Below are 26,362 nucleotides of genomic sequence, written 5' to 3'. Positions count from 1 at the left end.
CCGCGACGCCGCTGGAAGGGACTTCTCCGATGCCGCAGACCCCGAGCAGACGTCAAGTCCTGGGCGGAGCCGGCGCCGCCGTCGTGGCCTCGGCCCTCGCGCCGGTCGCCGCGGCCGCCGGAACGAGTGCCGGCCGCAGCATCGACCTGACCGCCGGGTGGCGCTTCGTCCTCGCGAACCCCGACGGCGTCAGCGACCCGGACGGCCGCTTCGCCGACGCCGCGAACCCGGCCTTCCGCGACGAAGCCTGGCAGATCGTCGACGTCCCCCACGACTGGAGCATCGAGCTTCCGCCCACCGCGGACGGCACCCAGAGCGGCTCCGGCTTCTTCCGCGGCGGCCTCGGCTGGTACCGCAAGACGTTCACCCTGCCGCCCTCGGTCGCCGGCAAACGCGTGTCGGTCGAGTTCGACGGTGTTTATTCGGACGCGCATGTTCACGTGAACGGCGAGCTGCTCGGCAACCACCCGTACGCCTACACCGGCTTCGCCTTCGACCTCACCGGCCGCCTGCACACCGACGGCCGGACCCCGAACGCCCTCGCCGTGCGGGCGGTGAACCCGCTGCCCAGCAGCCGCTGGTACTCGGGCAGCGGCATCTACCGCAAAGTCCGGCTGGTCGTCACCGAGCCGGTGCACGTCGCCCGGCACGGCACCTTCGTCACCACTCCCGACATCGCCGCCGGCCGCGGCACCGTCAAGGTGGCCACGGACGTCGTCAACGACTCCGCCGGGGCGCTGGCGGCCGAGGTCCGCACCACCGTCACCGACGCCGCGGGCCGCGTGGTGGCGAAGGGCTCGGCGACCGTGCCGGTGCCCGCGGGCAAGACCACCACCGCGGTCACCACGCAGACCGTTGCCGGCCCGCGGCTGTGGTCGGTCGCGAACCCCCGGCTGTACCGCGTCCGCACCGACGTCGTCGTCGCCGGGCAGGTGCTCGACACGACCACGACCGACTTCGGCTTCCGCCACCCCGAGTTCCACCCCGGCAACGGGTTCTCGCTCAACGGTGTGCCGATGAAGCTGCGCGGGGTCAACCTGCACGCGAGCCAGGGCGCGCTCGGCGCCGTGATCGACCCCGCCGCGCTCGAGCGGCAGCTGCGGCTGATGCTCGCGATGGGCGTCAACGCGCTGCGGACCGCGCACAACCCGCCCGCGCCCGAGCTGGTGGCGGCCTGCGACCGGCTCGGGATCCTGCTGATGGTCGAGGCGTTCGACTGCTGGCGGACCGGGAAGGTCGAGTTCGACTACCACCGCGACTTCGACGCGTGGAGCGCGCGCGACATCGCCGAAATGGTGCACGCGGCCAAGAACTCGCCGTCGGTCGTGCTCTGGTCGATCGGCAACGAGGTGCCGGACGCGTCGATGGCAGGCGGCCCGGAGATCGCGGCCGGCCTCATCAAAACCGTCCGCGGCATCGACCCGACCCGGCCGGTGATCATGGGCTCGGACCGCTACCGGAGCGTGCCCGCGCCCGGCTCGCCGCAGGACCTGATCCTGCGGCAGCTCGACGGGCTCGGCGTCAACTACAACACCGCCCAGTCGATCGACGGCCTGCACGCGGCCTACCCGGACAAGTTCTTCTTCGAGTCCGAGTCGTCGTCGGAGACCTCGACGCGCGGGGCTTACCAGGACCCGGACCTGCTCAACACGGGCGAGAACCACACGCCGGGCAAGCGCGCGACGTCGTCGTACGACAACAACCTGGCCTCGTGGACGTTCAGCGGCGAGTACTCGCTGAAGAAGGACCGCGACCGGAAGTTCTGCCAGGGCCAGTTCCTCTGGGCCGGCCAGGACTACCTGGGCGAGCCGACGCCGTACGACGTCTTCCCGGTCAAGACGTCGTTCTTCGGCGCGGTCGACAGCGCGGGCCTGCCCAAGGACGCGTTCCACCTCTTCCGCAGCCAGTGGACCACCGCGCCGATGGTGCACCTGACGCCGATGGACTGGACGACCCACCGCCCCGGCGAACCCGTCGCCGTGTGGGTCTACTCCACTGTGGACACCGTCGAGCTGGTGCTCAACGGGAAGTCCCTGGGTACCAAGAAGTTCGACCGGAAGACCACTGTGGACGGACGGCCGTACTTGGAGACGACCGAGCCCGCCGGCGACGACAAGAACGACCCCTCGGGCAGCTACACCAGCCCGAACGGCAGTTCCGGCAAGCTGCACCTGACGTGGACGGTGCCGTTCGAACCCGGCACGCTCACCGCGATCGCCCGGTCCGGCGGGCGCGAAGTCGCCCGGGACAAGCTGGTGACGGCCGGGCCGCCGCACGCGGTCACGCTCGCCGCCGAGCCGCGTGGCGAGGGCGCCATGGCGTTCGTGACGGCGTCGGTCGTGGACTCCCGCGGCGTCGTCGTGCCCGGGGCCGACCCGGTGCTGCGCTTCACCGTCGGCGGGCCGGGTCGGGTCGCCGGGGTGGACAACGGCCGGCAGGAGCTCGCGCAGAGCTACCAGCAGCCGTCGATCCCGGCGTTCCACGGCCAGGCCGTCGCCGTCATCGCCGCGACCGGCGGCCGGGGCCCGATCACCGTCACGGCGAGCGCGCCGGGCCTGACGCCGGGGAGGATCACGGTGCCGGGGACGAACCTCGGGCAGCGCAACGGCCCCGGCGCGCGAGCCGTCGACCGGCCGGAAGCGCCGGTCGTCCTGGCCGCGGACGCGAGCTACTCGGGCGCCCCGGACACGCTGCCCGCGGCGATGCTGGACGGCGACCCGGCCACCGGCTGGTCGAACTTCTACGTCAAGCAGGCGACCGCGGCGCTGCCCGCGGTGAGCCGGCCGCGGCCCGGGGACTGGGTGTCCCTGGTCTGGCCGAGGCCGCAGCGCTTCGGCGCGCTCACGGCGAACTTCGTCGTGGACGCCCGGCACGGCCGGCCGGACGCGGTCGAGGTCGCCTGCCGCACGGACCGCGGGTTCGTGCCGGTGCGCGGCCTGAAGATCACGTGGGGGACCGGATCGAACGACCCGACGACGTTCTCGTTCGAGCCGGTCACCACCACGGAAGTGCGGGTCACGATGACGACCCGGACGTTCCTCCGGATCAGCACCCTGCTGGCCCGCTGACCCTCACCGGCTGCAGGGCGCGAGCGCGTCGAGCCCCTGCGGCTTGTCGGCGGTGCGGCCGATCGCGGTCGCGATGCGGTTGATCGTCGCGACGCGCTTGTCTTCGAGCGGGCCGAGGATCGCGTTCTGGACGAAGTTCGCGCCACCTTCACCGGCGCTGGTGACGAGCCGGTTGTTGGCTTCGGCGATCTGCGTGTTCAGCAGGTCGAGGTTGCGTTGCACCTCGGCCTGGGCCTGGGCGGGAATCGCGGGGAGCTGCGAAGCGACGTCGGGGCAGGTGATCTGCCCGGCGGTTCCGCCCGCGTTCCCGGTGTTGCCGGTGCCTTGGGCGGGTGCGGTCGAGACCGTGCCGGTGTTCGCCTGCCCGCCCAGTGAGCAGGCGGCGAGCCCGCCGAGGTTCTGCGGCTTCTCGCCCTGGCGGCCGATGGCGATGGCGATCCGGTCGATCGTCGACGTCCGCTTGTCGGCCAGCGGCCCGAGGATGGCGTTCTGCACGAAGTTCGGGCCGCCCTGGCCCGCGGTGCTGACGAGCCGGTTGTTCGCTTCGGCGATCTGCGTGTTCAGCAGGTCGAGGTTGCGCTGGACCTCGGCCTGGGCCTGAGCGGGAATCGCGGGGAGCTGCGAGGCGACGTCGGGGCAGGTGATCTGCCCACCCGTGGCGGCATTGGCGGCGCCGGGGTCGCCGACGGTCGTCGCGATCACCAGCGCTCCGGCCGCGATCCCGAGGCCGAGGGCCGCCGTCGCGATCTTCGTCCGCCGCGAGAGGCGGTGTCGTCCACCGGTAGCAGGCATGAATCACTCCAAGTTAGCGTGAACATAGAGGGTCCACACGGGCAGCGCGCGGTTGTTCCGAATGGTGCGGCCGAGCCGGCCGCGGAAGCCATCGTGGCGGCTCCACCAGGGATTTGTCCAGAGCGCGGCGAGAAATAGAGAGATGGTGAACCATTTCGAACCGGCGTCCGTATTCACCGGTGAAACGCGAGTTCTGCATTTCCTCGCGACAGCCGGGTCTTGACGCGGACCGCCACGGCCTCCTAGCGTCGCCATACCGACCGGTCGGTGTCCAAGGGAGGTCACTGGATGAGCTGGTACGACGCGAAGCCCTGGCTCGCGAGCTACGACGAACGGGCGCGGACCGCGGAACCGGCGAAGCCGACGACGCTGCCCGAGTCGTTCCGCCGCGCGGTGGACCGCGTCCCCGACCGGGCCGCGATCGCCTACTTCGACGCCCGGCTGACCTACCGCGAGGTCGACGAACTTTCCGACGGCGTCGCCCGCCACCTGACGGAGAACGGCTTCGCCCGCGGCGACCGGCTCGCCCTGGTGCTGCAGAACATCCCGCAGTTCGTCATCGCGCTGCTCGGCGCGTGGAAAGCCGGCGGGATCGTCGTGCCGGTCAACCCGATGTACCGCGAGCGCGAGCTCACCCACGTCTTCACCGACGCCGGGGTCAAGGCGGTCGTCTGCTCGCAGCGCGGCTGGAACGCCTACATCGGCAAGACCGCGGCCGAAAACGGCGTCGGCATCACGCTCACCACCAGCGAGCTGGAGTTCCAGACACGCGACGACGAACGCGTGCTGGGCAAGGTCACCCGCGAAGAGACCCCGGGAGCCACCGAGCTCCTCGAAGCCGCCGCGACCCCCGGCCCGAAGCCGCCCGAGCCCGCCTTCGCACTCGACGACACCGCGCTGATCAGCTACACCTCCGGCACGAGCGGCACACCCAAGGGCGCGACCAACACCCACGGCAACATCGGCACCAACGCCGCCGGCCTCGGCTCGTTCAGCGGGCTCCCCGAAGGCTCGACGCTCTTCGGGCTGGCGCCGCTGTTCCACATCACCGGCATGGTCTGCGAAGTCGGCTCCGCCATCGACATCGCGGGCACGCTCGCCCTCGCCTACCGCTTCGACGCCGGGGTGGTGCTCGACGCCTTCCTCGAGCACCGCCCGTCGTACACGGTCGGGCCGTCGACGGCCTACATGGCCCTGATGGCCCACCCGTCCTTCAGCCGCGACCACTTCGCGTCGTTCGCCCTGCTGTACTCCGGGGGCGCCGCGCTGCCGCCCGCCGTCGTCGAGGCGTTCCGCGCGAAGACCGGGCACTACATCCACAACGGCTACGGCCTCACCGAGACGACGGCCGGCTGCGTCGTCGTCCCCGGCACCCTCGAGGCGCCGATCGACCCGGAGTCCGGCACGATCTCGATCGGCCTGCCGGTACCGGACACGATCGTCCGGATCCTCGGCGAGAACGGCGAAGAGCTGCCGTTCGGGCAGCCGGGCGAGATCGCCGTCGAGGGCCCGATGGTCGTCTCCGGCTACTGGAACCGCCCGGACGCGACGGCCGAGGCGCTGCCCGGCGGGCGCCTGCTCACCGGCGACATCGGGTTCATGGACGAGCGCGGCTGGGTCTACGTCGTCGACCGCAAGAAGGACATGATCAACGCGTCCGGCTTCAAGGTCTGGCCGCGCGAGGTCGAAGACGTCCTGTACACGCACCCGTCGGTGCGCGAAGCCGCCGTCGTCGGGATCGCCGACGAGTACCGCGGCGAGACGGTCAAGGCCTACGTCAGCCCCGCGCCCGGTGTCACCGCCGACCCGGCGGAACTCGTGGCCTGGTGCAAGGAACGGCTCGCCGCCTACAAGTACCCGCGCACGATCGAAGTCCTCGACGAGCTGCCGAAGACCACGAGCGGCAAGATCCTGCGCCGCGAACTGCGGGCCCGGGGGTAACGCGGTGGTCGAGACGGTCCGCGGCGCGATCGCGCCGGAAGCGCTGGGCAAGGTCCTGATGCACGAACACCTCTTCGTGCTCAGCCCCGAATTCGCCGCCAACTACCCGGAGCACGAAGGCTTCAAGGAGGACGAGCACGTCCCCGAAGCGATCCGGCGGCTCAAGGAGCTGAAGGACGCGGGGATCGACACGATCGTCGACCCGACGGTGATCGGTCTCGGCCGCTACATCCCGCGCGTGCAGCGGGTCGCCGCCGAGGTCGACGTCAACATCGTCGTCGCCACCGGGCTCTACACCTACCACGACGTGCCGCACTACCTGCACTTCCGCGGGCCGGGCACGATGCTGCAGGGCGAGGACCCGCTCGTCGGGATGTTCGTCGGGGACCTCCGCGAGGGCATCGCGGGCACCGGCGTCAAGGCGGGGCTGCTCAAGTGCGCCACCGACGAACCCGGCGTGACGCCCGGCGTCGAACGGGTGCTGCGCGCGGTGGCGAAGGCACACGCCGAGACGGGCGCGCCGATCATGACGCACACGCACGCCGGCACGCGGCGCGGGCTGGAGCAGCAGGCGATCTTCGCCGACGAGGGCGTCGACCTGAGCCGCGTGCTGGTCGGGCACTCCGGCGACTCGACGGACCTGGGCTACCTGACCGAGCTGGCCGACCGCGGGTCGCTGCTGGGCATGGACCGGTTCGGGCTCGACCTGCTGCTGCCGTTCGAGGAGCGCGTGAACACGGTCGCGGCGATGTGCGAACGCGGCTACGCGGGCAGCATGGTGCTCTCGCACGACGCGTCCTGCTACATCGACTGGCTGCCCGCCGAGCAGTTGCCGGTGCTCACGCCGAACTGGCACTACCTGCACATCACGCGGGACGTGCTGCCCGCGTTGCGGGAGCGCGGGGTGACCGAAACGGACATCACGACGATGCTCGTCGACAACCCGCGGCGGTTCCTGTCGTGGCGCGACTGAGCCGTTATCCTGTGCGTTCGACTTGAGAAGGGGGTCTTGCCGTGACCCGAGCAAGCACCCGCAAGCCGGGCGAAGCCTCCGGCGAAGACCAGGCCGCCGTGCCGCGCCGGCTGCTGGAGCACGCCACGAAGCTGTTCGCCAAGAAGGGCTTCGACCGCACGTCCGTCCAGGAGATCGTCGAGGCCGCGGGCGTCACCAAGGGCGCGATGTACCACTACTTCGGCTCGAAGGACGACCTGCTCTACGAGATCTACGCCCGGGTCCTGCGCGAGCAGACCCGCCAGCTGGAGAGCGTCGCGTCGTCGAACGCCCCGCTGCGCGAACGCCTCGGCGCGGCGGCGTCCGACGTGGTCGTGTCCAGCATCGACAACCTCGACGACAACACGATCTTCCTGCAGTCGATGCACCAGCTGTCCCCGGACAAGCAGAAGGCGGTCCGCGCCGAGCGCCGCAAGTACCACGAGCGCTTCCGCGGCCTGGTCGAGGAAGGGCAGGCCTCGGGCGAGTTCCGCACGGACAAGCCGGCCGACGTGGTGGTCGACTTCTTTTTCGGCTCGGTCCACCACCTGGGCTCGTGGTACCGCCGCGGCGGCACGCTGTCGGCGCGGCAGGTGGGTGACCACTACGCGGACCTGCTCCTGGACGCGCTCCGCCCACCTGGTTAGTTGACGGGGTGACGCTGCCCGTTCTCGACAAGCTGACCGGAGCGGAGCGGGAGCTGGTCGACGCCGCCCGTCGCGGCCTCGTTCACGTGACCGACGCTCCGGTGCGGGCCGTGGTGCTGCGCGAGCTGCTGCTCGGCCTCCGCGGTCCGGTGGACCCGCGCGGGGTGCGGGTCGAGGGCGCCCGGATCGCCGGGACGCTCGACCTCGACCACGTCGAAGCCGGAGTGGGTCTCGCGCTGGTCGAGTGCGTGGCCGTGAACACGATCAGCGCGCGGCGGGCCCGGCTCCCGTGGCTCGACCTGTCCGGCAGCCGGATCGCCGGGTTCGACGGCACCGGCGTCCGGGTCGACCACGACCTCGACCTGAGCGGGGTCCGCGCGACCGGCTCCGGCGAGTTCGGCGTGATCTGCCTGCGCGCTGCCCGCGTCGACGGCCTGACCATCCTCACCGACGCGGAGGTCCGCAGCAGCGACGGTCCCGCGGTGTACTTCGACTCCGGGGAAAGCCGGAGCTTGAAAGGCCGTGGCCTGCGGGCGACCGGCGCCGGTGACCTCGGTGCGGTCCGGATGCTCGGTGCCCACGTGTCCGGTGAGCTCTCGCTGGACGAGGCGGTGCTGGCCAACGAGTCCGGGCCCGCCCTGCACGCGGACGGCGTGGTCGTCGACGGCGACCTGCGCCTGGCCGGCGCGACGGTGACCGGCGCCGGTGAGGACGGCGCGGTCCGCCTGCTCGGTGCCCACGTGTCCGGTGAGGTCGCGCTCGGGGCGGCCGTGCTCACCAACGACAGCGGGCCCGGGCTGGCGGCCGACCGCCTCCGGGCCGGCGACCTCCGCTTCGCCGGTGTCACCGTGACCGCCGCCGGTGCCGCGATCGACCTGGTCGGCGCGCGGATCGCCGGCCAGATCGAGCTCGGCGGCGCGGCGATCACCAGCAGCGGCGGCCGGGGGCTGAGCGCCGACAGCATCCGGGTCGAGGACAGCTTCTCCGGCGAAGGCATGAAAGTGCGCGGCTCCGGCGAGTACGGCGCGCTCTGCCTGCTCGGTGCGCACATCGGCGGGAACTGCTACCTCGAGGGCATGGAGCTGGCCAACGACTCCGGGGCGGCGCTGAGCGGCGACCGGCTCCGGGTCGACGGCAACGCCCACCTCCAGGAGACCAGCGCGGCCGGCTCCGGCGAACCGGGCACGGTCCGCCTGCTCGGCGCCCGCATCGCCGGCGAGCTGTACCTCGAAGGCGCCCGGATCACCAACGACGCCGGCCCGGCGCTGTACGCCGACGGCCTGCACGTCGGCGGCAACCTGGACCTGACCGGCGTGTCCGTCGCCGGAGCGGGGGAGGAGGGGGCGCTCCGGCTGCACGACGCCGAGGTCGGCAGCCAGCTGCGGCTCCCCGGCGCGGAACTGGCCAACGCGACCGGCCCCGCCTTCAGCGCCGACGACCTGCGGGTCGGCAGCTACCTCGAGCTCGTCGAAGTGAAGGTGACCTGCTCGTCCGAGCTGGGTGCGCTGAGCCTGCGGTCGGCCCGGGTCCAGGGCTCGGCCACCCTCGCCGGCGCCGCCGTCACGAACGACGCGGGACCGGTGCTGGTCGCCGACCGGTGCGAGGTCCGGGACAGCCTGATGCTGAGCGGCCTGCGGGGGACCAGCGCCGGCGAGGACCCCACGATCCACCTGCTCGGGACGCACGTCGGCGGTCAGCTGAGCTTCACCGGCGCCGAACTGGCCCACCGCGACGGGGGAACCCTCGTGGACCTCGAGGACGCCGTCGTCGACGGGCCGGTCTTCCTCCCCGCCGAACTGGTGGGCCCGGCCGGCCGGGTGGACCTCGACGGCTTCCGGTTCGGCTCGCTCGGTGACGCCACCTGGCGCGAGTGGCTCGACCTGATCCGGGACCACACCACCGCGTACCGGCCCGGGCCCTACCAGCGGCTGGCCGCGGCGGAACGGGCCGCCGGGCACGACGGCAACGCCCGGCAGATCCTCATCGCCCAGCAGCGGGACCTCCACCGGCGCGCTCCCGAGGCGATCGGCGGCTGGCCGGCCCGGCGGTTCCACCGGCTGTGGGGCGCCCTCGCCGGGTACGGCTACCGCGCCCGGCGGACGGCGGCCGCGTTGCTGCTCGCCGTGGTCGCCGCCGGGGGACTGGGGCTCTGGGCCGGGCACGTCGGCGACGCCGGTCATCGCGCCGCCGAGCACACCTCGGACCTCACGGCCGCCCGTGGGACGCCGTGCACGACCGTGGAGCTGATCGGCGTCGGCCTGGACCGCGGGCTGCCGTTGTCGCCGGGGGTGCGCGGGCGGTGCGACCTCAACACCGGGATCGCCGCCGGGCAGTGGTTCACCGTGGCGATCTGGCTGGTGCAGGCCGCGATCTGGGCGCTGGCCACGCTCGCGCTGGTCGGCTACACCGGGCTGGTCCGCAAGACCGGCTAGTGCAGCCGGAGGTGGTCCAGCAGGAGGGCGCTGACCTCGTCGGGTGCTTCCATCGCCATCCACTGGCTCGCGCCCTCGATGATCTGGAAGCGGTACTCGGCGTCGATGTGGTGGACGGTCAGCTCCGCGGCGCTCTGGCCGAGGTACGGGTCCTCGCTGCCCCACAGGTAGAGCGTCGGCACGGTGATGCGGCCGGCCGGGACGTCGAATACGTCGTTCGTGGCGCCGCGGTACCAATTCAGCGTCGCGGTCAGCGCGCCCGGTTCGGAAAGGCGGGCGACCGCGCTCTCGACGAATTCGACGGGAATCCGGCGGTTGTAGACAGCGCGTAATTGTGCGGCTTCGTCGCGTAAGAGGAATTTCTCGGCTTTGCCGACGCCGCGCCGGAAGAAGCGGATGTAGCCGAGGTCGTGGAACTGCCCGTCGTCGGTGGCGGCGGCGCGCTGGAGAGCGGACGGGTGCGGGGTCGACAGCACGGTCAGCGACCGCAGCCGGCCGGGGTGCGCGGTGGCCAGCGCCCAGGCGACCATGCCGCCCCAGTCCCGGGCGACCAGGTGGAACCGGTCGGCACCCTGGCTGTCGGCGAAGGCGAGGGCGTCGTCGACCAGGTGCTCGATCGAGTAGTGCTCGACCCCGTCGGGACGCGCTTGGCGGGCATAGCCGCGCTGGTCGACGGCGATGGCGCGGTAACCGGCTTCGCCGAGGGAGTGCAGCTGCTCGGTCCAGGCATCGGCGAATTCCGGCCAGCCGTGCAGCAGCAGGACGAGTTCGCCGGTTTCGGGCCCGGCCGCGAGCGCACTGTGCCGATGACCCCCGACGACGACGGTCATTTCTTCCAAGGCGGCGGGCCCACCGGCATCCGTCGGCGCGACGGCGAATTCCATGGCGCCCAGGCTAGATCCCGACGGGTGGGGAGAACCATGGGAAGCCGGGCACTTTTGCCACCCTTTTGCCTCTTGAGTGGTCTGGCTCACAGAATTTTCGCTCAGATGAGCGAAAATACGAAAGAATCTGAAGAGTATTCACGAAATGGGGGCGAGTTGGGGCGGGGCGGGGCGGGGCGGGGGTGGTGGCGGAGGGTCGGTGGCGCCCGGCGCCCGGCGCCCGGCGCCCGAGTGCCCGGTGCGCGGGATCGGGGTGGCGGAGCGGGGTGGGTGGTGTTCGCCGCGCCCGCGCGCTCGGGGTGGCTCCGCACCGCACCCGCCGCACCGGCACGGCCCAACGCACCCCTCGCGCCGCGCACCGGCACCGCATTGCCCGCTGCGCCCTCGTGCCGCGCTCCGCGCCGCCCACCGCGCCCCTCGCGCCGCGCACTGCCCGCCGCGCCCCTTGCACCGAGCCCCGCGCGCCTTGCACCGCATACCTCGCACCGGCACCGGCGCTGCCCGCCGCGCCCCTCGTGCCGCGCCCGCGCACGGCCCACCTCGCCAGGCCGCCGGTAGCGCCGGTCCACTGGGCCGACTTGTCCGCCTGACCGGCTTGCGACCTCACCGGCCGGCGGGTCCGCGCGGCGGCGGCCGGGCGGGTCTCCACCACGCCCCGACTACCCGCCCACCCGCGGTTTTACCCGGCTTTAGCCGCCGCCCGGCAAGATCGGGTTCGTCAGGCGGCCGGCCGTCGGTACTGGGGGCCACGGCGTGGGGGGATGCCGGGGAACGGCGGCCGTCTGGCATCGGAGGGGGCTTCGGGGGAACCACGTTCCGCGTCGCGGTCGCGATGCGCACTGCCGGGCTGGGAACGCGCAGTGCCGCCCCGGGAAGAGGGGAAATCCATGCACAGCACACTGAAGTGCGCGCTGGTCGTGGGCGCGGTCGTGGCGAGCGTCTTCGCCGGGCCGGTCGCGTCGGCCGCCGAACAAGGGGGCGTCTCGAGCACCTGCCCCGACAGCGCCTGCGTCACCCCACCGGTCTGGTTCCCGGGCGGAACCCTGTCGGTCGACGCGGACGTGCACGGAAGCGGACCCGCCGAATGGGTCGTCCGCGGCCCGGGCGGTGTGGTCTGCCGGACCGGTTTCGCCGCCGAAAGCGGCCCGCAGTCGTGGGTCTGCCGTGGCGTGCCGGCCGGCGAACTGGAGGGCGTCGTTTCCGGGCCCGCGGGCCCGTCGAACATCGGCCTCCGCTGGTAGTGAACACCCACTGGGAAAGAGGAGAACAGCCATGACGACGATCCGCTTCTTCACCCGTTCCGTGGTGCGCAGCGTGCGCAACCGCCGGCTCGGCAACACCTGGGTCATCTACTACGAAATCTACTGATCACCCCCGTGCCCGCGGCGGCTTCCGCCGCGGGCACGGCCGCCTCCGCGGGAGACTTCCGTGCGCACCACCGCCATCCTCGCCGACCCGCTGCCGACGCTCGCCGGCTGGGCGGACGACCGGCGGCCGATCCGGCCGTTCGGGCCGGGCCGCTACCTCGTGTCCGGCGACGACCTCGTCCGCACCGCGCTCGCCTCGACCACCCGCCCGTTCGAAGCCAAGGCGGCCACCTTCGGTGCTGTCGCCGACTGGGTGCCCGGGTCCGACCGCAGCCGCCCGGTCAACGCCGCGCTGGGGCGCGAGCTGGACCGGGCCTGGCAAGCCGTCCCGGACGACGCGATCAGGGCCGAACTGGCAGCCTCGCGAGGGTCGTGGCCCGGCGCGCTCGCCGGCGTGTACCTCCGGTTGTTCGGCGACCAGCTCTTTCCCGGCCTGCCCCAAGCACCGTTGCGGGACGCGCTGGCGGCCTCCGACGGACTCGATCGGGCCGGCTCGACGCTGCGGCGCTTGCGGGGACGGCTCGCGCACAGCCGGGCCGACGCCACGCTCCACCGCTGGGCGGCGGGCAACGACGCCGCGCTTCCCGAAGCGTTCCGGGCGACGCTCGGCGCTTCGGACGACGTCGCGCTCGCCCTGCACGGCCTGGTCGGCGCGGTCTGCCGGGCCGCGTCGATGGTGGCCGCCTGGACCATCCTGCTCGACCGCGGCTGGCACCCCGGCACCCCGGCCGGCACGATCCTGCGCCCGCGCGTTCGGGAGCACGACCCGATCGGCACGGCCGGGCAGCCGGTGGATGCCGCGCCTGCCGAGCGGCCTGCCCGGGAGCCCGACCCGATCGGCACGGTCTTGCGGCCGCGAGCAGGCGCCGCGCCCGAGCACCCCGCCCCGATCGACACAGTCCGGCAAACGGCGGAAGCCGCGCCAGCCGAGCACCGCGTCCGCGAGGCACTCCGCCTGTGGCCGGTCGCCTGGCAGCTTGCCCGTACCGTCACCGAGGCGACCGAGCTGGGCGGCGTCGACCTCGTCCCCGGCGATCGGCTCTACCTGTGCACCTACCTGCTGCACCGCGACCCGGACTTCTGGTCCGAGCCGGGGGAGTACCGGCCGCAGCGGTGGGACCGGCCACCCGAGGGCTACAAAGCCCGCTACCTGCCCTACGGCTTCGGCAGCGCCGCGTGCGTCGGGTCGCGGTTCGTCAACCGGGTGACCGCCCGGGTGGTCGCCTGCTCGGACGTCCTCGACGGCCAGGGCCTGCAGGTCGTCGACCCCGATCCCGTGTTCGGCTCGCTGCTCGCCCCGCCCGTGGTGCGGCCCGTTCCGCTCGGGTGATCCTTTTCCCGCTACCCTCGTGACCGGGAATGACCGGTTTGACCGGTCAGCGGGGGGTGCGGAGAAGTGCTCGAATTCGGGGTGCTGGGACCGTTGCGGGTCCTGCGCGACGGCGTTCCGGTGCCGGTCAACGGGCCGAAGGTGCGGGCGCTGCTCGCCGTCCTGGCGCTGCGGGCGAACGCGATCGTGTCGTTCGACCGGCTCACCGAGCTGCTGTGGGGCGACGATCCGCCGGAGACCGCGCGCAAGAGCATCCAGGTGCACACCGTCCGGCTCCGGCGGGTGCTCGGCGACGGCGTCGTCGAGACCCGGCCGACCGGCTACCTGCTGCACGCGCGGCCCGAGCGGCACGACCTGCTGCGCTTCCGCCGGCTGCTCGCCGACGCCCGCGCGGAGCCCGCGCCCGAGGCCGAACGCGCGCTGCTCGCCGACGCCCTCGCCTGCTGGCGCGGCCCGCTGCTCGCCGACCTCCCGGCGGAGATCCTGGGCCGCGTCGAGGCCGGGCCCGCCGAAGAGCGGCTGTGGGCTCAGGAACGCTTCTTCGAGGTGAGCCTCGAGCTCGGGCGCCACGCCGAGGTCACCGCCGAGCTGGGCAGGCTGGCCGGCGAACACCCCTGGCAAGAGGCGTTCTGGGCCTTGTACCTCGAGGCCCTGCACGGCTCGGGGCGCCGCGCCGACGCGCTCGAGGTGTACCGCACGGTGCACCGGAGGTTCGCCGACGAGCTCGGGATCGACCCCGGCGAGCGGCTGCGGCACGCCCACCAGGCGGTACTGGCCGGCGAGCCCGCCGCCGCGCGAGCGCGGTTCCGGCCGCGCCAGCTGCCGCCGGACGTCGGGGCGCTGGCCGGCCGGGCCACTCTGATGTCCACTTTGGACGCGGTGCTGGGGCCGGACCGGCCGGCCGCCACGCACCCGCCGATCGCGCTGCTGGTCGGGCCGGCCGGCGTCGGCAAGACGACCGCCGCCGTGCACTGGGCGCACCGGGCCGCCCGGCACTTCCCGGACGGCCAGCTCTTCGTCGACCTCCAGGGCAGTTCGACGCTCCCGGCGCTCGCCGGGATCGAGGTGCTGACCCGGTTTTCGCACGCGCTCGGCGTCCGGCCGGGGCACGTTCCGACCGAGCTCGCCGACGCCGCCGCGCTGTACCGGTCGGTGCTGGCCGAGCGGCGGGTGCTGATCGTGCTGGACAACGTGGCCGGCCCGGACCAGGTCCGCGCCCTGCTGCCCGGCAGCCCCGGCTGCGCGGTGCTGATCACCAGCCGCGACCGGCTCGGCGGCCTGACCGCCACGGTGGACACCCGGCGCGTCGAGCTGGCCGAGCTGCCGCCGGAGGACTCGCTGGCGTTGCTGGCCGCGGTCGTCGGACCGGACCGGGTGCACGCGGAGGAAGACGCGGCGCGCGAACTGGTGCGGCTGTGTGCCGGGCTGCCCCTGGCCCTGCGGATCGTCGCGGCGAACCTGGCGCTGTGGCCGGACCGGTCGCTGCGCGGCTACCTCGCCGAGCTGGCCGGGCCCGACCTGGTGACGCGGCTGGCGGTGCCCGGCGCCGAGCAGCTGGGGGTGCGCCGGGCCTTCGACCTCTCGTTCGACGCCGTTTCCCCGGCCGCCGCGGGGTTCTTCCGCCTGCTCGGGCTGGTGCCGGGCGCCGACATCGACGTGCCGAGCGCGGCGGCGCTGGCCGGGGCCGACGACGTCCGGGCCGGTGCGCTCCTGCGGGAGCTGGCCGCGAGCCACCTGGTGCAGTCCCGGGGCGACGACCGGTTCGGGCTGCACGACCTGCTCCGCGGGTACGCGATCGCCCGCGCCCGCGACGGCCTGCCGGAAGCGGACCGGGCGGCCGCCCTCGACCGGCTCCTCGAGCACTACCTGCGCACCGGGGCCCGGGCGGCGGCCGCGCTCTACCCGGATCTTCAGCTGCTGTCCGGCTCGCCCGGCGGCACCGAGGCCGCCGAACCGGCCGAAGCCCGCCGCTGGCTGCTGGCCGAGCACGCGAACCTGCTGGCGGCGATCCGGTCGGCGACCGGGCCGTTCGCCTGGCAGGCGGCGGACCTGCTGCGCGGGTTCTTCCACTCGCACCGGCTCGACGCGGAGTGGCAGGCGGCCGCGACCGCGGGGCTGGCCGCGGCGCGGCGGGCCGGGGACGAGCGTGCGGCGGGCGCGATGCGGCACAGCCTGGGCGCGCTGGCCTGGAGCCGCGGCGACTACCCGGCCGCGCTCACCGAGCTGGAAGCCGCCCAGGCGTCCTACCGGGTCGCCGGCGCCCGCGACGGCGCGGACTCGGTGCTGCACGCCCTCGGCGTCGTGCACCTCGACCTGGGCCGGCTCGACCGGGCGGTCGAGCACTTCACGGCGGCGCTGGCCGGCGCCCGGCGGCACGGCACGCCGATCCGGGCCGCGAACGGGCTGATCAACCTGGGTGCCGTGCTGATGGAGCACGGCGAGCTCGCCGAGGGCATCCGGCACAACGAGCAGGCGCTGGAGCTCTGCCGCCGGCTCGGCTCACCCCACGCGGCAGCGATCGCGCAGTGCAACCTCGGCTACGGCTACCGCGTGTCCGGCGACCTGCCCCGCGCGCTCGCCGCGCTCACCGAAGCCCTGGATGCCTTGCGGGAGCTGGGTTCCCGCGACGACGAGGCCGACGCGCTCGTGCGGCTCGCGGCGGTCCACCGGGTCACCGGCGACGTCGCGCGGGCCTGGCCGGCCGTCCGGCTCGCGGTGACGGTGGCGCGCGAAGCGGGTAACCAGCGCTTCGAGGTGGACGCGCTCAGCGCCCTCGGCGACCTCCACCGCCAGACCGGCGACGCGGCGGCCGCACTCGCCGACTACGGCGAAGCCCACGCGCTGGCGGAAAAGATCTGCTACCTCCGCGGCGAGCTGACGACGGCGATCGGTATGTCCTCTGTGGACATCACGGCCGCGGACGCGGAGTCGGCCCTGCGCACCGCCGAAGAAGGCGGGTTCCGGTTGCTGGCCGAACAAGCCCGGACGACCCTGGCGACCACGGCCCTCACCGGCGGCCACCCGGAGCGCGCCGAAACCGAAGCGGCCCGCGCGCTCGACGGCTTCCGCCAGGCGGGCCACCGCTTGGGCGAGGCATGGGCCCTGCTGGTCCTCGGCAGCGCCCGCGCCGTCACCACCGGCCCTGAAGCGGCCCGAAAGTGCTGGCGCGAGGCCGAAAAGCTCCTCGCCGCGGCCGGCGCCGCTCCCGCACTGGCCGAAGCCCGCCGCCTGCTGTCCGGCTCCCGAAAGCCGTGAATGCCACGTTGGGGGACCAAGGCCCTCAACGTGGCATTCACGGACTTTGGGTCAGGCGGGCAGGTCCACCAGCTCGGCCAGCCGGGCCCGGTGCTTGCCCGGCGTCCCCAGCGCCAGCTCGTCCGCCTTCGCCCGCTTCAGGTACAGGTGCGCCGGGTGTTCCCACGTCATCCCGATCCCGCCGTGGAGCTGGATCGCCTCCTCCGCGGCCTTCACCGCGATCGGGCCGTTGCGCGCCTGCGCCACCGCCACCGCGATCGGCACGTCGGTGCCCGTGGCCAGGGAATCCGCCGCATAACGCGCCGCCGCGCGGGCCAGGACCAGGTCCGTGTACAGGTTCGCCAGCCGGTGCTTGAGCGACTGGAACCCGCCCACCGGGCGGCCGAACTGGTACCGGCCCTTCAGGTACGACACCGTCTCCGTCAACGCCCATTCGGCGACACCGGTCTGCTCCGACGCCAGGATCCCCGCCCCGAACAGCAGCGCCTCCTCCAGCGCCGAAGCCGCGTCCGGGCCCGATGCCACGAGCGTCGCCGGCGCGTTCGACAGCTCCACGTCGGCCACCCGGCGCGTCAGGTCGAACGACACCAGCTCCGACACCGTCGCGTCGGCCGCCGAGACGACGTACAGCCCCGGCCCGTCCGGGCCCGCGGCCGGGACGACCAGCAGGTCCGCCACCGACGCGTCGGCGACCGTGCCCACCCGGCCGGAAAGCGTGCCGTCCGGCGAGGCCGTCACCGAGGACGGGAAGCCCGCACCCGGCGCCGTCGACAGCGGCACGGCCAGCGCGCCGATCGCCGAACCCGTCGCGAGCCGGCGGACGAAGTCGTCCGCGCCCGCGCGGACCAGCGCCGTCGTCGCCAGCACCACGCTGCCCAGGAACGGCACCGGCGCCACGCTGCGGCCCAGCTCCTCGGCCACCACGGCCACCTCGCGGGCGGACGCGCCGTGCCCGTCCAGCTCTTCGGGGACCGCCAGCCCGGCCACGCCGACCTCGTCGGCCAGCGTCCGCCACAGCTTCAGGTCGTAGCCCTCGGCCGTCTCGACGCGGGCCAGCAGCGCCTCGGGAGTGGCCTTCGCCTTGAGCAGGTCCCGGACGGAGGCCCGCAGGTCTTCCTCGACGTCGGAATACAGCAGGTCGGTCATCGGGGGAGGTCCTTCCAGGCGACGTCCTTGTCGACGCGCGGCTCCGAGGGCAGCCCCAGCACGCGCTCGGCGATGATGTTGCGCAGGACCTCCGAGGTGCCGCCCTCGATGGAGTTCCCCTTCGCGCGCAGGTAGCGGTAGCCGGCTTCGCGGCCGGTGAAGTCGACGATCGCCGGGCGCCGGAACGTCCAGTCGTCGTAGGCCAGGCCCTCTTCGCCGAGCAGCTCGACCTCCAAGCCGGTGAGCGCCTGGTTCAGCTCCGAGAACGCGACCTTCATGGCCGAACCCTCCGGCCCGGGCGCGCCCTTGGTCAGCTGCTGGCGCAGCCGGGTGCCGGCCAGCCGCAGCGTCTCGGCCTCGACCCAGCGCTGCACGAGCCGGTCACGCAGCTCCGGTGTGCGCAGCTCGGGCCGCTCGCGCCAGGTCTTCGTGACGATCCCGATCAGCCCGCCCTCACGCGGCTGGACGTGCCCGCCGATCGCGACGCGCTCGTTCATCAGCGTGGTCTGCGCGACCTTCCAGCCTTCGCCGACGGCGCCGAGGCGCTGCGTGTCCGGGATCCGGACTTCGGTCAGGAAGACCTCGTTGAACTCGGCCTCGCCGGTGATCTGGCGCAATGGCCGGACCTCGACGCCCGGCGCCGTCATGTCGCACAGGAAGTACGTCATGCCCTGGTGCTTGGGTACATCGGGATCGGTGCGGGTGACCAGGATCGCCCACTGCGACTCGTGCGCGCCCGACGTCCACACCTTCTGGCCGGTGACGATCCAGTCGTCGCCGTCGCGCACCGCCCGCGTGCCCAGGGCCGCGAGGTCCGAGCCGGCGCCCGGTTCGCTGAACAGCTGGCACCACACCTCGTCGCCGGTCCACAGTGGACGCAGGAAGCGCTCGTGCTGCTCCGGGGTGCCGAAGGCGAGGATGGTCGGCGCGGCCATGCCGAGGCCGATGCCGATCCGGCGCGGGTTGTTGTCCGGGGCGCCCGCTTCGGTGAACACACCGTCCACAACGGACTGCAGGGCGCGTGGCGCGTTTTGCCCGCCGAGGCCGGCGGGGAAGTGGATCCAGGCGAGGCCGGCGTCGTACCGGGCCCGCAGGAAGTCCATCCGGTCCGTGGTCTTCGGGTCGTGCGACGCCAGGAACTCGGTCGCCTGGCGGGTCAGGTCTTCGGCGGTGACAGTCACTTCGCGCCCTCCGAGAGGTACTTCTTCAGTTCACGCCGGGCCAGCGACCGCTTGTGGACCTCGTCCGGCCCGTCGGCCAGCCGCAGCGTGCGGTTGCCCGCCCACATCGCGGCGAGGGGGAAGTCCTGGCTGACGCCGCCCGCGCCGTGCACCTGCACGGCCTTGTCGAGGATCCACTCGACGGTGATCGGGGTGGAGATCTTGATGGCCTGGATCTCGGTGTGCGCGCCCTGGTTGCCGACGGTGTCCATCAGCCACGCGGTCTTGAGCACGAGCAGCCGCTGCTGCTCGATCTTCACGCGCGACTCGGCGATCCAGTCCTGCACGACGCCCTGCTGCGCGATCGGCTTGCCGAACGCCTCGCGCGAGATCGCGCGGCGGCACATGAGCTCCAGCGCGCGCTCGGCCATGCCGATGGCACGCATGCAGTGGTGGATGCGGCCGGGGCCGAGGCGGGCCTGGGCGATCGCGAAGCCGTCGCCCTCGCCGGCGATGAGGTTCTCGACCGGCACGCGGACGTCCTCGAACAGCACTTCGGCGTGGCCGCCGTGGTCGCTGTCGTCGTAGCCGAAGACGTGCATGCCGCGCTTGACCGTCAGGCCCGGGGTGTCGCGCGGGACCAGGATCATGCTCTGCTGCTTGTGCGGCGCGGCGTCCGGGTCGGTCTTGCCCATGACGATGAAGATCTTGCACGCGGGGTTCATCGCCCCGGAGATGTACCACTTGCGGCCGTTGACGACGTATTCGTCGCCGTCACGCCGGATCGCGGTCTCGATGTTGCGGGCGTCGGAGGAGGCGACGTCCGGCTCGGTCATCGCGAACGCGGAGCGGATCTCGCCGTTCAGCAACGGGTCCAGCCACTGCTTCTTCTGGTCGTCGTTGCCGAACATGGCCAGCACTTCCATGTTCCCGGTGTCCGGGGCCGCGCAGTTGAGCGCGGTCGGCGTCAGCCGGATGCTGCGGCCGGTGATCTCGGCCAGCGGCGCGTACTGCAGGTTCGTCAGGCCCGCGCCGTGTTCCCCGGGGAGGAAGAAGTTCCACAGGCCGCGCTTGCGGGCTTCGGCCTTGAGCTCGTCCATGACCGGCGGGATGGCCCACGGGTCGTCGCGTTCGGCGAGCTGCTGCTCGAACACGGGCTCGGCGGGGTAGATGTGCGAGTCCATGAACTCGAGGAGCTTCCCGCGCAGCTCCTCGGTCTTCTCGTCGAACGCGAAGTCCATTACTTCTCCTCTTTGAGAATCTCGTTGCCGTGCGAGATGAGCAGGGGGACGCCTTCTCCGACGCCTTCGAAGCCCGCCCCGACCGTCTGGCCCTTGCGGTAGCGGTAGTAGATGCCTTCCAGGATCACGGCCAGCTTGAAGAACGCGAAGCTGACGTACCAGTTCAGCTGCGAGACGTCGCGCCCCGAGCGTTCGGCGTAGCGGGCGACGACCTGGTCGGTGGTCGGGTAGCCCGGGGCCGAGCTGGCGTTCGAGACGAACTGCAGCGACACCTTGTCGCGCTCGGCGTAGGCCACCAGCAGCGCGAGGTCGGTCAGCGGGTCGCCGAGCGTCGACATCTCCCAGTCGAGCACCGCCGAGATCCGGTCGTCGGCGTCGACGAGGACGTTGTCGAGGCGGTAGTCGCCGTGGATGATCGACGGCTTCCCGGACACCGGCACCGCCGCGGCGAGCCGGTCGTGCAGCTCCTCGATGCCGTCCAGGTCGCGGCTGCGGGACGCGTCGAGCTGCTTCTTCCAGCGCCGCAGCTGCCGCTCCAGGAAGCCCTCGGGCCGGCCGAAGTCACCGAGCCCGACGGTGGCCGGGTCGACGGCGTGCAGGTCGACGAGCGTGTCGACCAGTGCGTCGGCGATGGCCCGGGTGCGTGCTTCGCCGAGCTCCGCGAGTTCGTCCGCGGTGCGGTAGGGCGTGCCCTCGACGAAGCTCATGACGTAGAACTGCGCCCCGATGACGTCCGCGTCCTCGCACAGCAGCAGGGCTTCGGGGACCGGCACGGCGGTGTCGCGCAGGCCCGAGATCACCCGGAACTCGCGGGTCATGTCGTGCGCGGTGGGCAGCACGTGCCCGAGCGGCGGGCGGCGCACCACCCAGCGCGAGCGGCCGTCGCCCACCACGTAGGTGAGGTTCGACCGGCCGCCTTCCACGACGTCCGCGGTCAGCTCCCCGGCGACCAGGCCGGGCCGGTGCGCGTCCAGGTGGGCGCGCAGGCGGCCCAGGTCGAGTCCAGGCGGGTTCATCGAACCTCCTCAAGCAGTCTGCGGGGGAGCATACCGACTAGTCGGTATGAGGTACAGCGGGCTCCGGTGCGCCGCTTTCCGGGAAAGCGGCGCACCGGCGGGCCTCACGCGAGGAACCGCGTCACCCATTCGGCGACGCAAGCGGGCTTCGCCTCGCCGTCGATCTCGACCGTCCACTTCGACACCGCCTGCTTGCCGCCCGGGATGTCGGTGATCTCGATCAGCTCGGCGCCGGCGCGCAGCTTCGAGCCGACCTTCACCGGCTGCGGGAAGCGGACCTTGTTGAGGCCGTAGTTGATCCCCATCGTGATGCCGTTGACCTTGTAGATCTTCGGGCCGAACGCCGAGAGCAGCGACAGCGTCAGGAAGCCGTGGGCGATGGTGCCGCCGAACGGGCCCGCGGCCGCCATCGCCTCGTCGACGTGGATCCATTGGTGGTCGTCGGTGGCGTCGGCGAACTTGTTCACCCGGTCCTGGGTGATCGTGTGCCACTCGCTGTACCCGAGGTGCTCGCCGACCGCGGCGGCGAACTCGTCCAAAGAAGCGAACTCGCGCATCTGCCTCAGTCCTTCGGTCCGCCGGCGGCGTAGATGACCTGGCCGGAGATGAACCCGGCGCCCTCGCTGACCAGGAACGAGGCCAGGTGGGCGATGTCGTCGGGTGTGCCGACGCGCTGCACCGGGATCTGCGTCGCGGCCGCGGCCTTGAAGTCTTCGAAGCCCATGCCGAGGCGCTCGGCCGTCGCGGCGGTCATGTCGGTGGCGATGAAGCCCGGCGCGATCGCGTTGGCGGTGACGTTGAACTTGCCCAGCTCGATGGCGAGGGTCTTGGTGAAGCCCTGCATGCCGGCCTTCGCGGCGGAGTAGTTGACCTGGCCGCGGTTGCCCAGTGCCGAGGTGCTCGACAGGTTGACGATCCGGCCGTACTTCTCCTGCGTCATGTACTTCTGCACCGCGCGGGTCATCAGGAACGAGCCCTTGAGGTGCACGCCGAGCACGGAGTCCCAGTCCTGCTCGGTCATCTTGAAGATCAGGTTGTCGCGGGTGATGCCGGCGTTGTTGATCAGCACGACCGGCGGCCCGAGCTCGTCGGCGACGCGGGTGACGGCCGCCTCGACCTGCTCGGCATCGCTGACGTCCAGCGCGACACCGACGGCCTTGCCACCACCGGTGACGATGGCCTCGGCGCCCTGCTTGACACCGGCCTCGTCCAGATCCAGCAGCGCGACGGCGAAGCCGTCATCGGCCAGCCGCGCCGCAACGGCGGCACCGATGCCGCGGCCGGCACCGGTGACCACGGCGACACGGGAAGGGGAATCGGTCACGGGGACCTCCTCGTCGTTGAGAAAGCGGGTCGGTACCCGCGAGCGTACTAAGCGGTTGCTTTCTGGAGGATACGCGTGACTGATCGCGAAAGTGGTGATGGCATGCGCAGGATCATAGCCGCGGCTTGGCGCGGGAGAGGGGTTGGTCCACTTGGGCGAACCGCTTCGGGTAGTCCGCTCCACTCGGCTCTTGACTTGCCGCTGGAAGCTGCAGTAGGCGTCCGCGCCGCGACTCGCCGTAAGCGACGGCGGGGCTACGGACGGCCGATCAAGACGAACGCCGCCCACTCGGCTGCCCGCAGCGGCGCGCCGTCGTCTGTCGCTGATCTCCGGGCGACAAGCGGGTCGGTTCCGGCTTCGCCGACCGACGCGCATAGGGCCGCGTACCGTTCATGGAGTTCTTCCCGGGTCTGCGATCGCAGGTACTGCTGCGCGCCGTGCAGAGCTTCGGCTGCGGGCTCACCGTCTGCCAACCGTCGATGGAAGTCGTCCATCAGGACGCACGTCGACAGGTCATCGACCGGCCACAGCGAGACGAGCGCGGACCGCACGCCGGTGGCGAGAAGCTGACGAGCGAGTCCGACGACGTCGCCGCCGAGGGTGACTTCGCCGCGTCCGGTGTCGCAGGCGCTCAGCACCACGAGATCGGCGTCGAGGTCGAGCCCCGCCAGATCGGTCACGGTCAGGCGTTCTCCGCCGTCGAGGACGATCCCCGACGCGGTCGGCGCGATGTCGGAGACCAGCCCATGGGTGGCCAGGTGTGCGATGCGTACGGCCGGCAGCCTGCCGGCGACTGCCGCTTTGGTGGCTTGGTCGCCCAGCAGGGGAGTGGTGTCGTAGTGCCGGGCAACGCCCAGCGCCTCGACGCGGGTTGCGGGCAGCCGGGGCAGACGCGGATCGGATGAGGGCGGGTCGCCGACGACGAGCACCGCGCCCTCGCCACGTATGCCGGCCAGCCGGGGCAAGAGACTGGCCGCGGGCAGGATTGACAGCACATGACTTCCACCCAGCGCCTGGCCGCGGAACTGCAGCACGGAGAACGGCAGGAGGTTCAACGCACCGGAGGGGATGATCACGGCCCGCCGGTGCGCCTCCAGGTGGTTCGCAACGGGATCGAGCAGTAGCCGGCTCAGTTCCTGCCGGGACGCCTCGGCGTCGCCGGGCACGTACCGTCCCCCGCAGGCCGCGTGTACCCGGTTGACATGTCCGGCGATGCGGTCGGTGTCGACCGGGAGGGCGACGCCGTCGAGCTCGTCTTCGGTCAGCGCCCAAATCAGCAGCCGATCGCCGGCCAGCAGGTACTGGACGACTACCGTGCCCGGAGCCAACGCGGCACGCAGTTCGACCAAATCGGGAGCCGCTGGGATCGTTGTCGCGCTCCGGAGACTCAAGGTCGCTTCGGCGACTTCGAGCTCCAGCTGCGCCGCGTCGAGCAGGTCCCGTGGACTGGTTTCAGGAGGCAGAAGGCCGAAGGCGGGATCAGAGCCGTGGGCCCGAGCCGCCGCCGGTCGCATTCCCTGCCACGCGAACAGGTCATACGCCGCAGACCATGCCGCGTTTGCGCGCCGCCAGCGGAGGACGGGGGTCTTCTCGACAGTATCGGGCTCGCCGAGCAGGGCCACGAGGGGCAGGGATCGCAGCCGATCGCCCAGCCGGAACGACTCGGCGACATCACCATCGAGCAAGCCGGTCTCCGCCGCGAGCTGATACAGCTGTCGCGCGTTCGTGCTGTTCGTGAAGGCGACACGGAACGCGTCCCGGCTCAACGTGCCGAGTCGGCGTTCAAAGGCGACGCGGGCTTCCGTGGTCAGCCGACGAGCGCGGCCGAAATCGCCGGTCCGCAACGCGGTCTCGGCCGATGCCAGCACGGCCTCCCACCCGGTCGGTTCGTCCGCGCGGATCGCCGGCTCGGAGTCGGACTGCAGCTCGGCGGCAGCAGCGTACGCGCGGGCTTGGAGCAGCAAGCCGGACATCAGGTCAGCCGGCATGGTGGTCTCCTGGACGGCTTTTGCTACTTCGTCGTAGCGGCGAGCGGCGGCCAAGGCAACGGCCCGGACCGATGCACCCCGCGGACCGAGCTTCGTGGCAATGTCGAGCGCCTTCCGGAAACAGTTGTCGGCCAGCGCGTCCAACCCGGCGCGACGTTTCGCCAGGCCGTCGGCGACAGGAGCGAGAACCGAAGTCTGCGCGACGCTGTCGCGTAGGCTGCCGGCGATCTGCGCGGCCATCGTCTCGACGAACCCGGGCTGGTGAGGGCCGCCGTTGGCAGTGAAGCGCCGTTTGCCCAGCTCCGGCAGTGCATCGAAGCGACGACGAGTGGCGCTGAAAATATCCTCGTCTTCGTCGCCCTCCGCGGCGATCTCGAGGGGGCACCGTGTGCCGAGCTCGGCTGCCCGGGCCTCGCACCAGGCGAGCCCACCAGGATGCCCTTCGCGGACGTACTGGTTGGTGAGCGCGACCAGGAGATTCGACGCCTGCATCCATGCGTCGACCGTCAGCGTCCCGGCATCGAGGTAGTCCTGGAGCGCGCCGTGCAGGGTGCCGATGGCGGGCCCACGGCTGTTGAGCCCGCCGTAGAGCTCGGCTGTCGAGCTCAGACAGGCCAAGCGTTCGGCGTCGTGGCCGATCCCGTCGGCGATCTCGAGCGCCACCGCCAGCAACAGCCGCGCCGGCTCCGGGCGACCGGCTCGCAGCCATCTTCCGCTCGTACCGCGTAGGAGCATTGCAAGTGCTCTCACATAGCTCGAACTGCCGACTGTCCGTGCCCAGGTGGCGACCTCGGCAGGCAACTCGGTGCGGAGGGACCCCGCGTGGCCGCCGGCAACGAGCGCGACGAGCCGGTGGGTCGCGGCGAGGTAGCCGAACGCGTCGTCGCCTGCTTCGGCGGCGAACTCGCCCGCCCGGGCAGCCTGCTCGGCCGCCTCGTCGGTCCGGTCGCTCAGTGACGCCAGGAAGCACCGTCTCAGCAACGACGCCGCAAGCCCGCGGTTCGACCCAGCCCGGCGGAAAGCAGTCTCGGCGTCCGTGCACGCCGTTTCGACGAGTTCTCGTGACCCCGCCGGCGGCTCATGCGGCCGTCGCGTGAGCTCCCACGGATCCAAGCCCATGAGTTCCGGCGAAGACCACGGACTCAGTACCGCATCGGCGACGAACAGATGGCAGTCGCCGATCCCGGCGTCGTCGCCCTCGGCAGCGAACCGGTCGTGCGCCTGTCGGCAGTACTCGGCGGCAGCGTCCTCTTCGCCGCCGAGCCGCAGGACATCCGCTGCCACGAGCAGACCACGAGCCGTCAGCACGTCGCCCACTCGCTGCCGGAGCCGGTCCAGACAGCCGAGCAAGTCGTCGACCATGCGGCGGGCGGCCGCGACCCCGGCCGCCGGGTCGACGCGCGTCGACCCGAGGACCATGAACCGCCACGCGTGCGATTTGATCTGGAGTTCGGTCGCCGCAGCGAACAGTGGATCCGCGTTGTCGGGAATGTCGCGGAAGACCTGCGTCAGAACCGATTCCTCGGCGTCCGCAGTGAAACCGCCGGGAAACCAGACCTGGTCGTGGAAGAGTGTCAGCTGACGACCGAGCAAGCCGGTTTCGTCGACGTCCCTGAAGACGTTCGCCGCTTCTTTCGAGCGTCCCCCACGGAGATGGGCGATCGCCTCGGCAACGTCCGGCGAAAGAGCAGAACCGCCGTCGTCGTCGTGGAAGAGCTCCAGCACTCGAACAGTCTCTGGACGAGCCAGCCGCGAAACAAGACCCCTGAACGGGTGGTAA

Annotated in this window: 17 protein-coding genes; 8 read left to right on the top strand and 9 right to left on the bottom strand. The window is 72.2% G+C overall.

The genetic code is table 11. From position 1 onward, the window contains the following. Positions 1-29: 29 nt before the first annotated feature. Positions 30-3,068, top strand: a complete 3,039-nt coding sequence (locus tag QSK39_RS45110; protein ID WP_285483961.1) for a glycoside hydrolase family 2 TIM barrel-domain containing protein — start codon at positions 30-32, stop codon at positions 3,066-3,068. A gap of 3 nt (positions 3,069-3,071) precedes the next feature. Here QSK39_RS45110 and QSK39_RS45105 read toward each other — a convergent pair whose 3' ends face one another. Beyond that, positions 3,072-3,860, bottom strand: coding sequence for a hypothetical protein (locus QSK39_RS45105; protein ID WP_285483960.1), 789 nt, complete (start codon positions 3,858-3,860; stop codon positions 3,072-3,074). A gap of 288 nt (positions 3,861-4,148) precedes the next feature. Here QSK39_RS45105 and QSK39_RS45100 point away from each other — a divergent pair, with 288 nt between their 5' ends. From QSK39_RS45100 to QSK39_RS45085, 4 genes are read left to right on the top strand one after another with little or no spacing between them, the layout of a single operon-like run. Continuing rightward, the gene (locus QSK39_RS45100) at positions 4,149-5,801 is read left to right on the top strand and encodes an AMP-binding protein (RefSeq protein ID WP_285483959.1); all 1,653 of its coding nucleotides are present in this window, start codon (positions 4,149-4,151) and stop codon (positions 5,799-5,801) included. 4 nt (positions 5,802-5,805) lie between these two features. Then, positions 5,806-6,774, top strand: a complete 969-nt coding sequence (locus tag QSK39_RS45095) for a phosphotriesterase family protein (protein WP_285483958.1) — start codon at positions 5,806-5,808, stop codon at positions 6,772-6,774. A 41-nt stretch (positions 6,775-6,815) separates the two neighbouring features. Then, a complete protein-coding gene (locus QSK39_RS45090; protein ID WP_285483957.1) occupies positions 6,816-7,439 on the top strand; it encodes a TetR/AcrR family transcriptional regulator in 624 nt (207 codons plus the stop codon). Between the two features lie 8 nt (positions 7,440-7,447). Next, positions 7,448-9,871, top strand: a complete 2,424-nt coding sequence (locus QSK39_RS45085; RefSeq protein ID WP_285483956.1) for a hypothetical protein — start codon at positions 7,448-7,450, stop codon at positions 9,869-9,871. Here the strand turns inward: QSK39_RS45085 and QSK39_RS45080 are convergent. Then, the gene (locus tag QSK39_RS45080; protein WP_285483955.1) at positions 9,868-10,755 is read right to left on the bottom strand and encodes an alpha/beta fold hydrolase; all 888 of its coding nucleotides are present in this window, start codon (positions 10,753-10,755) and stop codon (positions 9,868-9,870) included. The two genes, QSK39_RS45085 and QSK39_RS45080, sit on opposite strands and share 4 nt — an antisense overlap. Positions 10,756-11,642: 887 nt before the next feature. Between QSK39_RS45080 and QSK39_RS45075 the strand changes: the two genes are divergently transcribed. From QSK39_RS45075 to QSK39_RS45065, 3 genes are all read left to right on the top strand, one after another. Further along, positions 11,643-11,996 (top strand): hypothetical protein, encoded by a 354-nt coding sequence (locus tag QSK39_RS45075; protein WP_285483954.1) that lies wholly within the window; start codon positions 11,643-11,645, stop codon positions 11,994-11,996. Between the two features lie 187 nt (positions 11,997-12,183). Beyond that, a complete protein-coding gene (locus QSK39_RS45070; protein ID WP_285483953.1) occupies positions 12,184-13,452 on the top strand; it encodes a cytochrome P450 in 1,269 nt (422 codons plus the stop codon). Positions 13,453-13,518: 66 nt separating this feature from the next. Beyond that, complete coding sequence (locus QSK39_RS45065; protein WP_285483952.1) at positions 13,519-16,707, top strand: AfsR/SARP family transcriptional regulator; 3,189 nt, start codon at positions 13,519-13,521, stop codon at positions 16,705-16,707. Positions 16,708-16,758: 51 nt separating this feature from the next. Here QSK39_RS45065 and QSK39_RS45060 read toward each other — a convergent pair whose 3' ends face one another. From QSK39_RS45060 to QSK39_RS45030, 7 genes are all read right to left on the bottom strand, one after another. Beyond that, on the bottom strand, positions 16,759-17,853 hold the full coding sequence (locus tag QSK39_RS45060) for an acyl-CoA dehydrogenase family protein (RefSeq protein ID WP_285483951.1): 1,095 nt from the start codon (positions 17,851-17,853) through the stop codon (positions 16,759-16,761). Continuing rightward, complete coding sequence (locus tag QSK39_RS45055; protein WP_285483950.1) at positions 17,850-19,034, bottom strand: acyl-CoA dehydrogenase family protein; 1,185 nt, start codon at positions 19,032-19,034, stop codon at positions 17,850-17,852. The genes QSK39_RS45060 and QSK39_RS45055 overlap by 4 nt, the downstream gene beginning before the upstream one ends. Then, entirely contained in the window at positions 19,031-20,254 is a 1,224-nt protein-coding gene (locus QSK39_RS45050) for an acyl-CoA dehydrogenase family protein (protein ID WP_285483949.1), read from the bottom strand. Before QSK39_RS45050 ends, QSK39_RS45055 begins: the two co-directional genes overlap by 4 nt. Further along, positions 20,254-21,270, bottom strand: coding sequence for a phosphotransferase family protein (locus QSK39_RS45045; RefSeq protein ID WP_285483948.1), 1,017 nt, complete (start codon positions 21,268-21,270; stop codon positions 20,254-20,256). Before QSK39_RS45045 ends, QSK39_RS45050 begins: the two co-directional genes overlap by 1 nt. Positions 21,271-21,374: 104 nt before the next feature. Next, a complete protein-coding gene (locus tag QSK39_RS45040) occupies positions 21,375-21,827 on the bottom strand; it encodes a MaoC family dehydratase (protein WP_285483947.1) in 453 nt (150 codons plus the stop codon). 5 nt (positions 21,828-21,832) lie between these two features. Continuing rightward, positions 21,833-22,594, bottom strand: coding sequence for a 3-oxoacyl-ACP reductase FabG (fabG, locus tag QSK39_RS45035; RefSeq protein WP_285483946.1), 762 nt, complete (start codon positions 22,592-22,594; stop codon positions 21,833-21,835). 254 nt (positions 22,595-22,848) lie between these two features. Next, the gene (locus QSK39_RS45030; RefSeq protein WP_285483945.1) at positions 22,849-26,307 is read right to left on the bottom strand and encodes a CHAT domain-containing protein; all 3,459 of its coding nucleotides are present in this window, start codon (positions 26,305-26,307) and stop codon (positions 22,849-22,851) included. Positions 26,308-26,362 lie beyond the last annotated feature (55 nt).

This window comes from Amycolatopsis sp. NBRC 101858 (assembly GCF_030269325.1).
Classification (GTDB): domain Bacteria; phylum Actinomycetota; class Actinomycetes; order Mycobacteriales; family Pseudonocardiaceae; genus Amycolatopsis; species Amycolatopsis ponsaeliensis.
The sequence above is the reverse complement of the archived record's forward strand: the minus strand, read 5'-3'. Positions and strand labels throughout refer to the sequence as shown.

Bases quoted from the DNA above. Each gene is read 5' to 3' on its own strand.
- QSK39_RS45110 (WP_285483961.1), top strand. From the start codon at position 30: ATGCCGCAGACCCCGAGCAGACGTCAAGTCCTGGGCGGAGCCGGCGCC.
- QSK39_RS45105 (WP_285483960.1), bottom strand. From the start codon at position 3,860: ATGCCTGCTACCGGTGGACGACACCGCCTCTCGCGGCGGACGAAGATC.
- QSK39_RS45100 (WP_285483959.1), top strand. From the start codon at position 4,149: ATGAGCTGGTACGACGCGAAGCCCTGGCTCGCGAGCTACGACGAACGG.
- QSK39_RS45080 (WP_285483955.1), bottom strand. From the start codon at position 10,755: ATGGAATTCGCCGTCGCGCCGACGGATGCCGGTGGGCCCGCCGCCTTG.
- QSK39_RS45075 (WP_285483954.1), top strand. From the start codon at position 11,643: ATGCACAGCACACTGAAGTGCGCGCTGGTCGTGGGCGCGGTCGTGGCG.
- QSK39_RS45060 (WP_285483951.1), bottom strand. From the start codon at position 17,853: ATGACCGACCTGCTGTATTCCGACGTCGAGGAAGACCTGCGGGCCTCC.
- QSK39_RS45050 (WP_285483949.1), bottom strand. From the start codon at position 20,254: ATGGACTTCGCGTTCGACGAGAAGACCGAGGAGCTGCGCGGGAAGCTC.
- QSK39_RS45045 (WP_285483948.1), bottom strand. From the start codon at position 21,270: ATGAACCCGCCTGGACTCGACCTGGGCCGCCTGCGCGCCCACCTGGAC.
- QSK39_RS45040 (WP_285483947.1), bottom strand. From the start codon at position 21,827: ATGCGCGAGTTCGCTTCTTTGGACGAGTTCGCCGCCGCGGTCGGCGAG.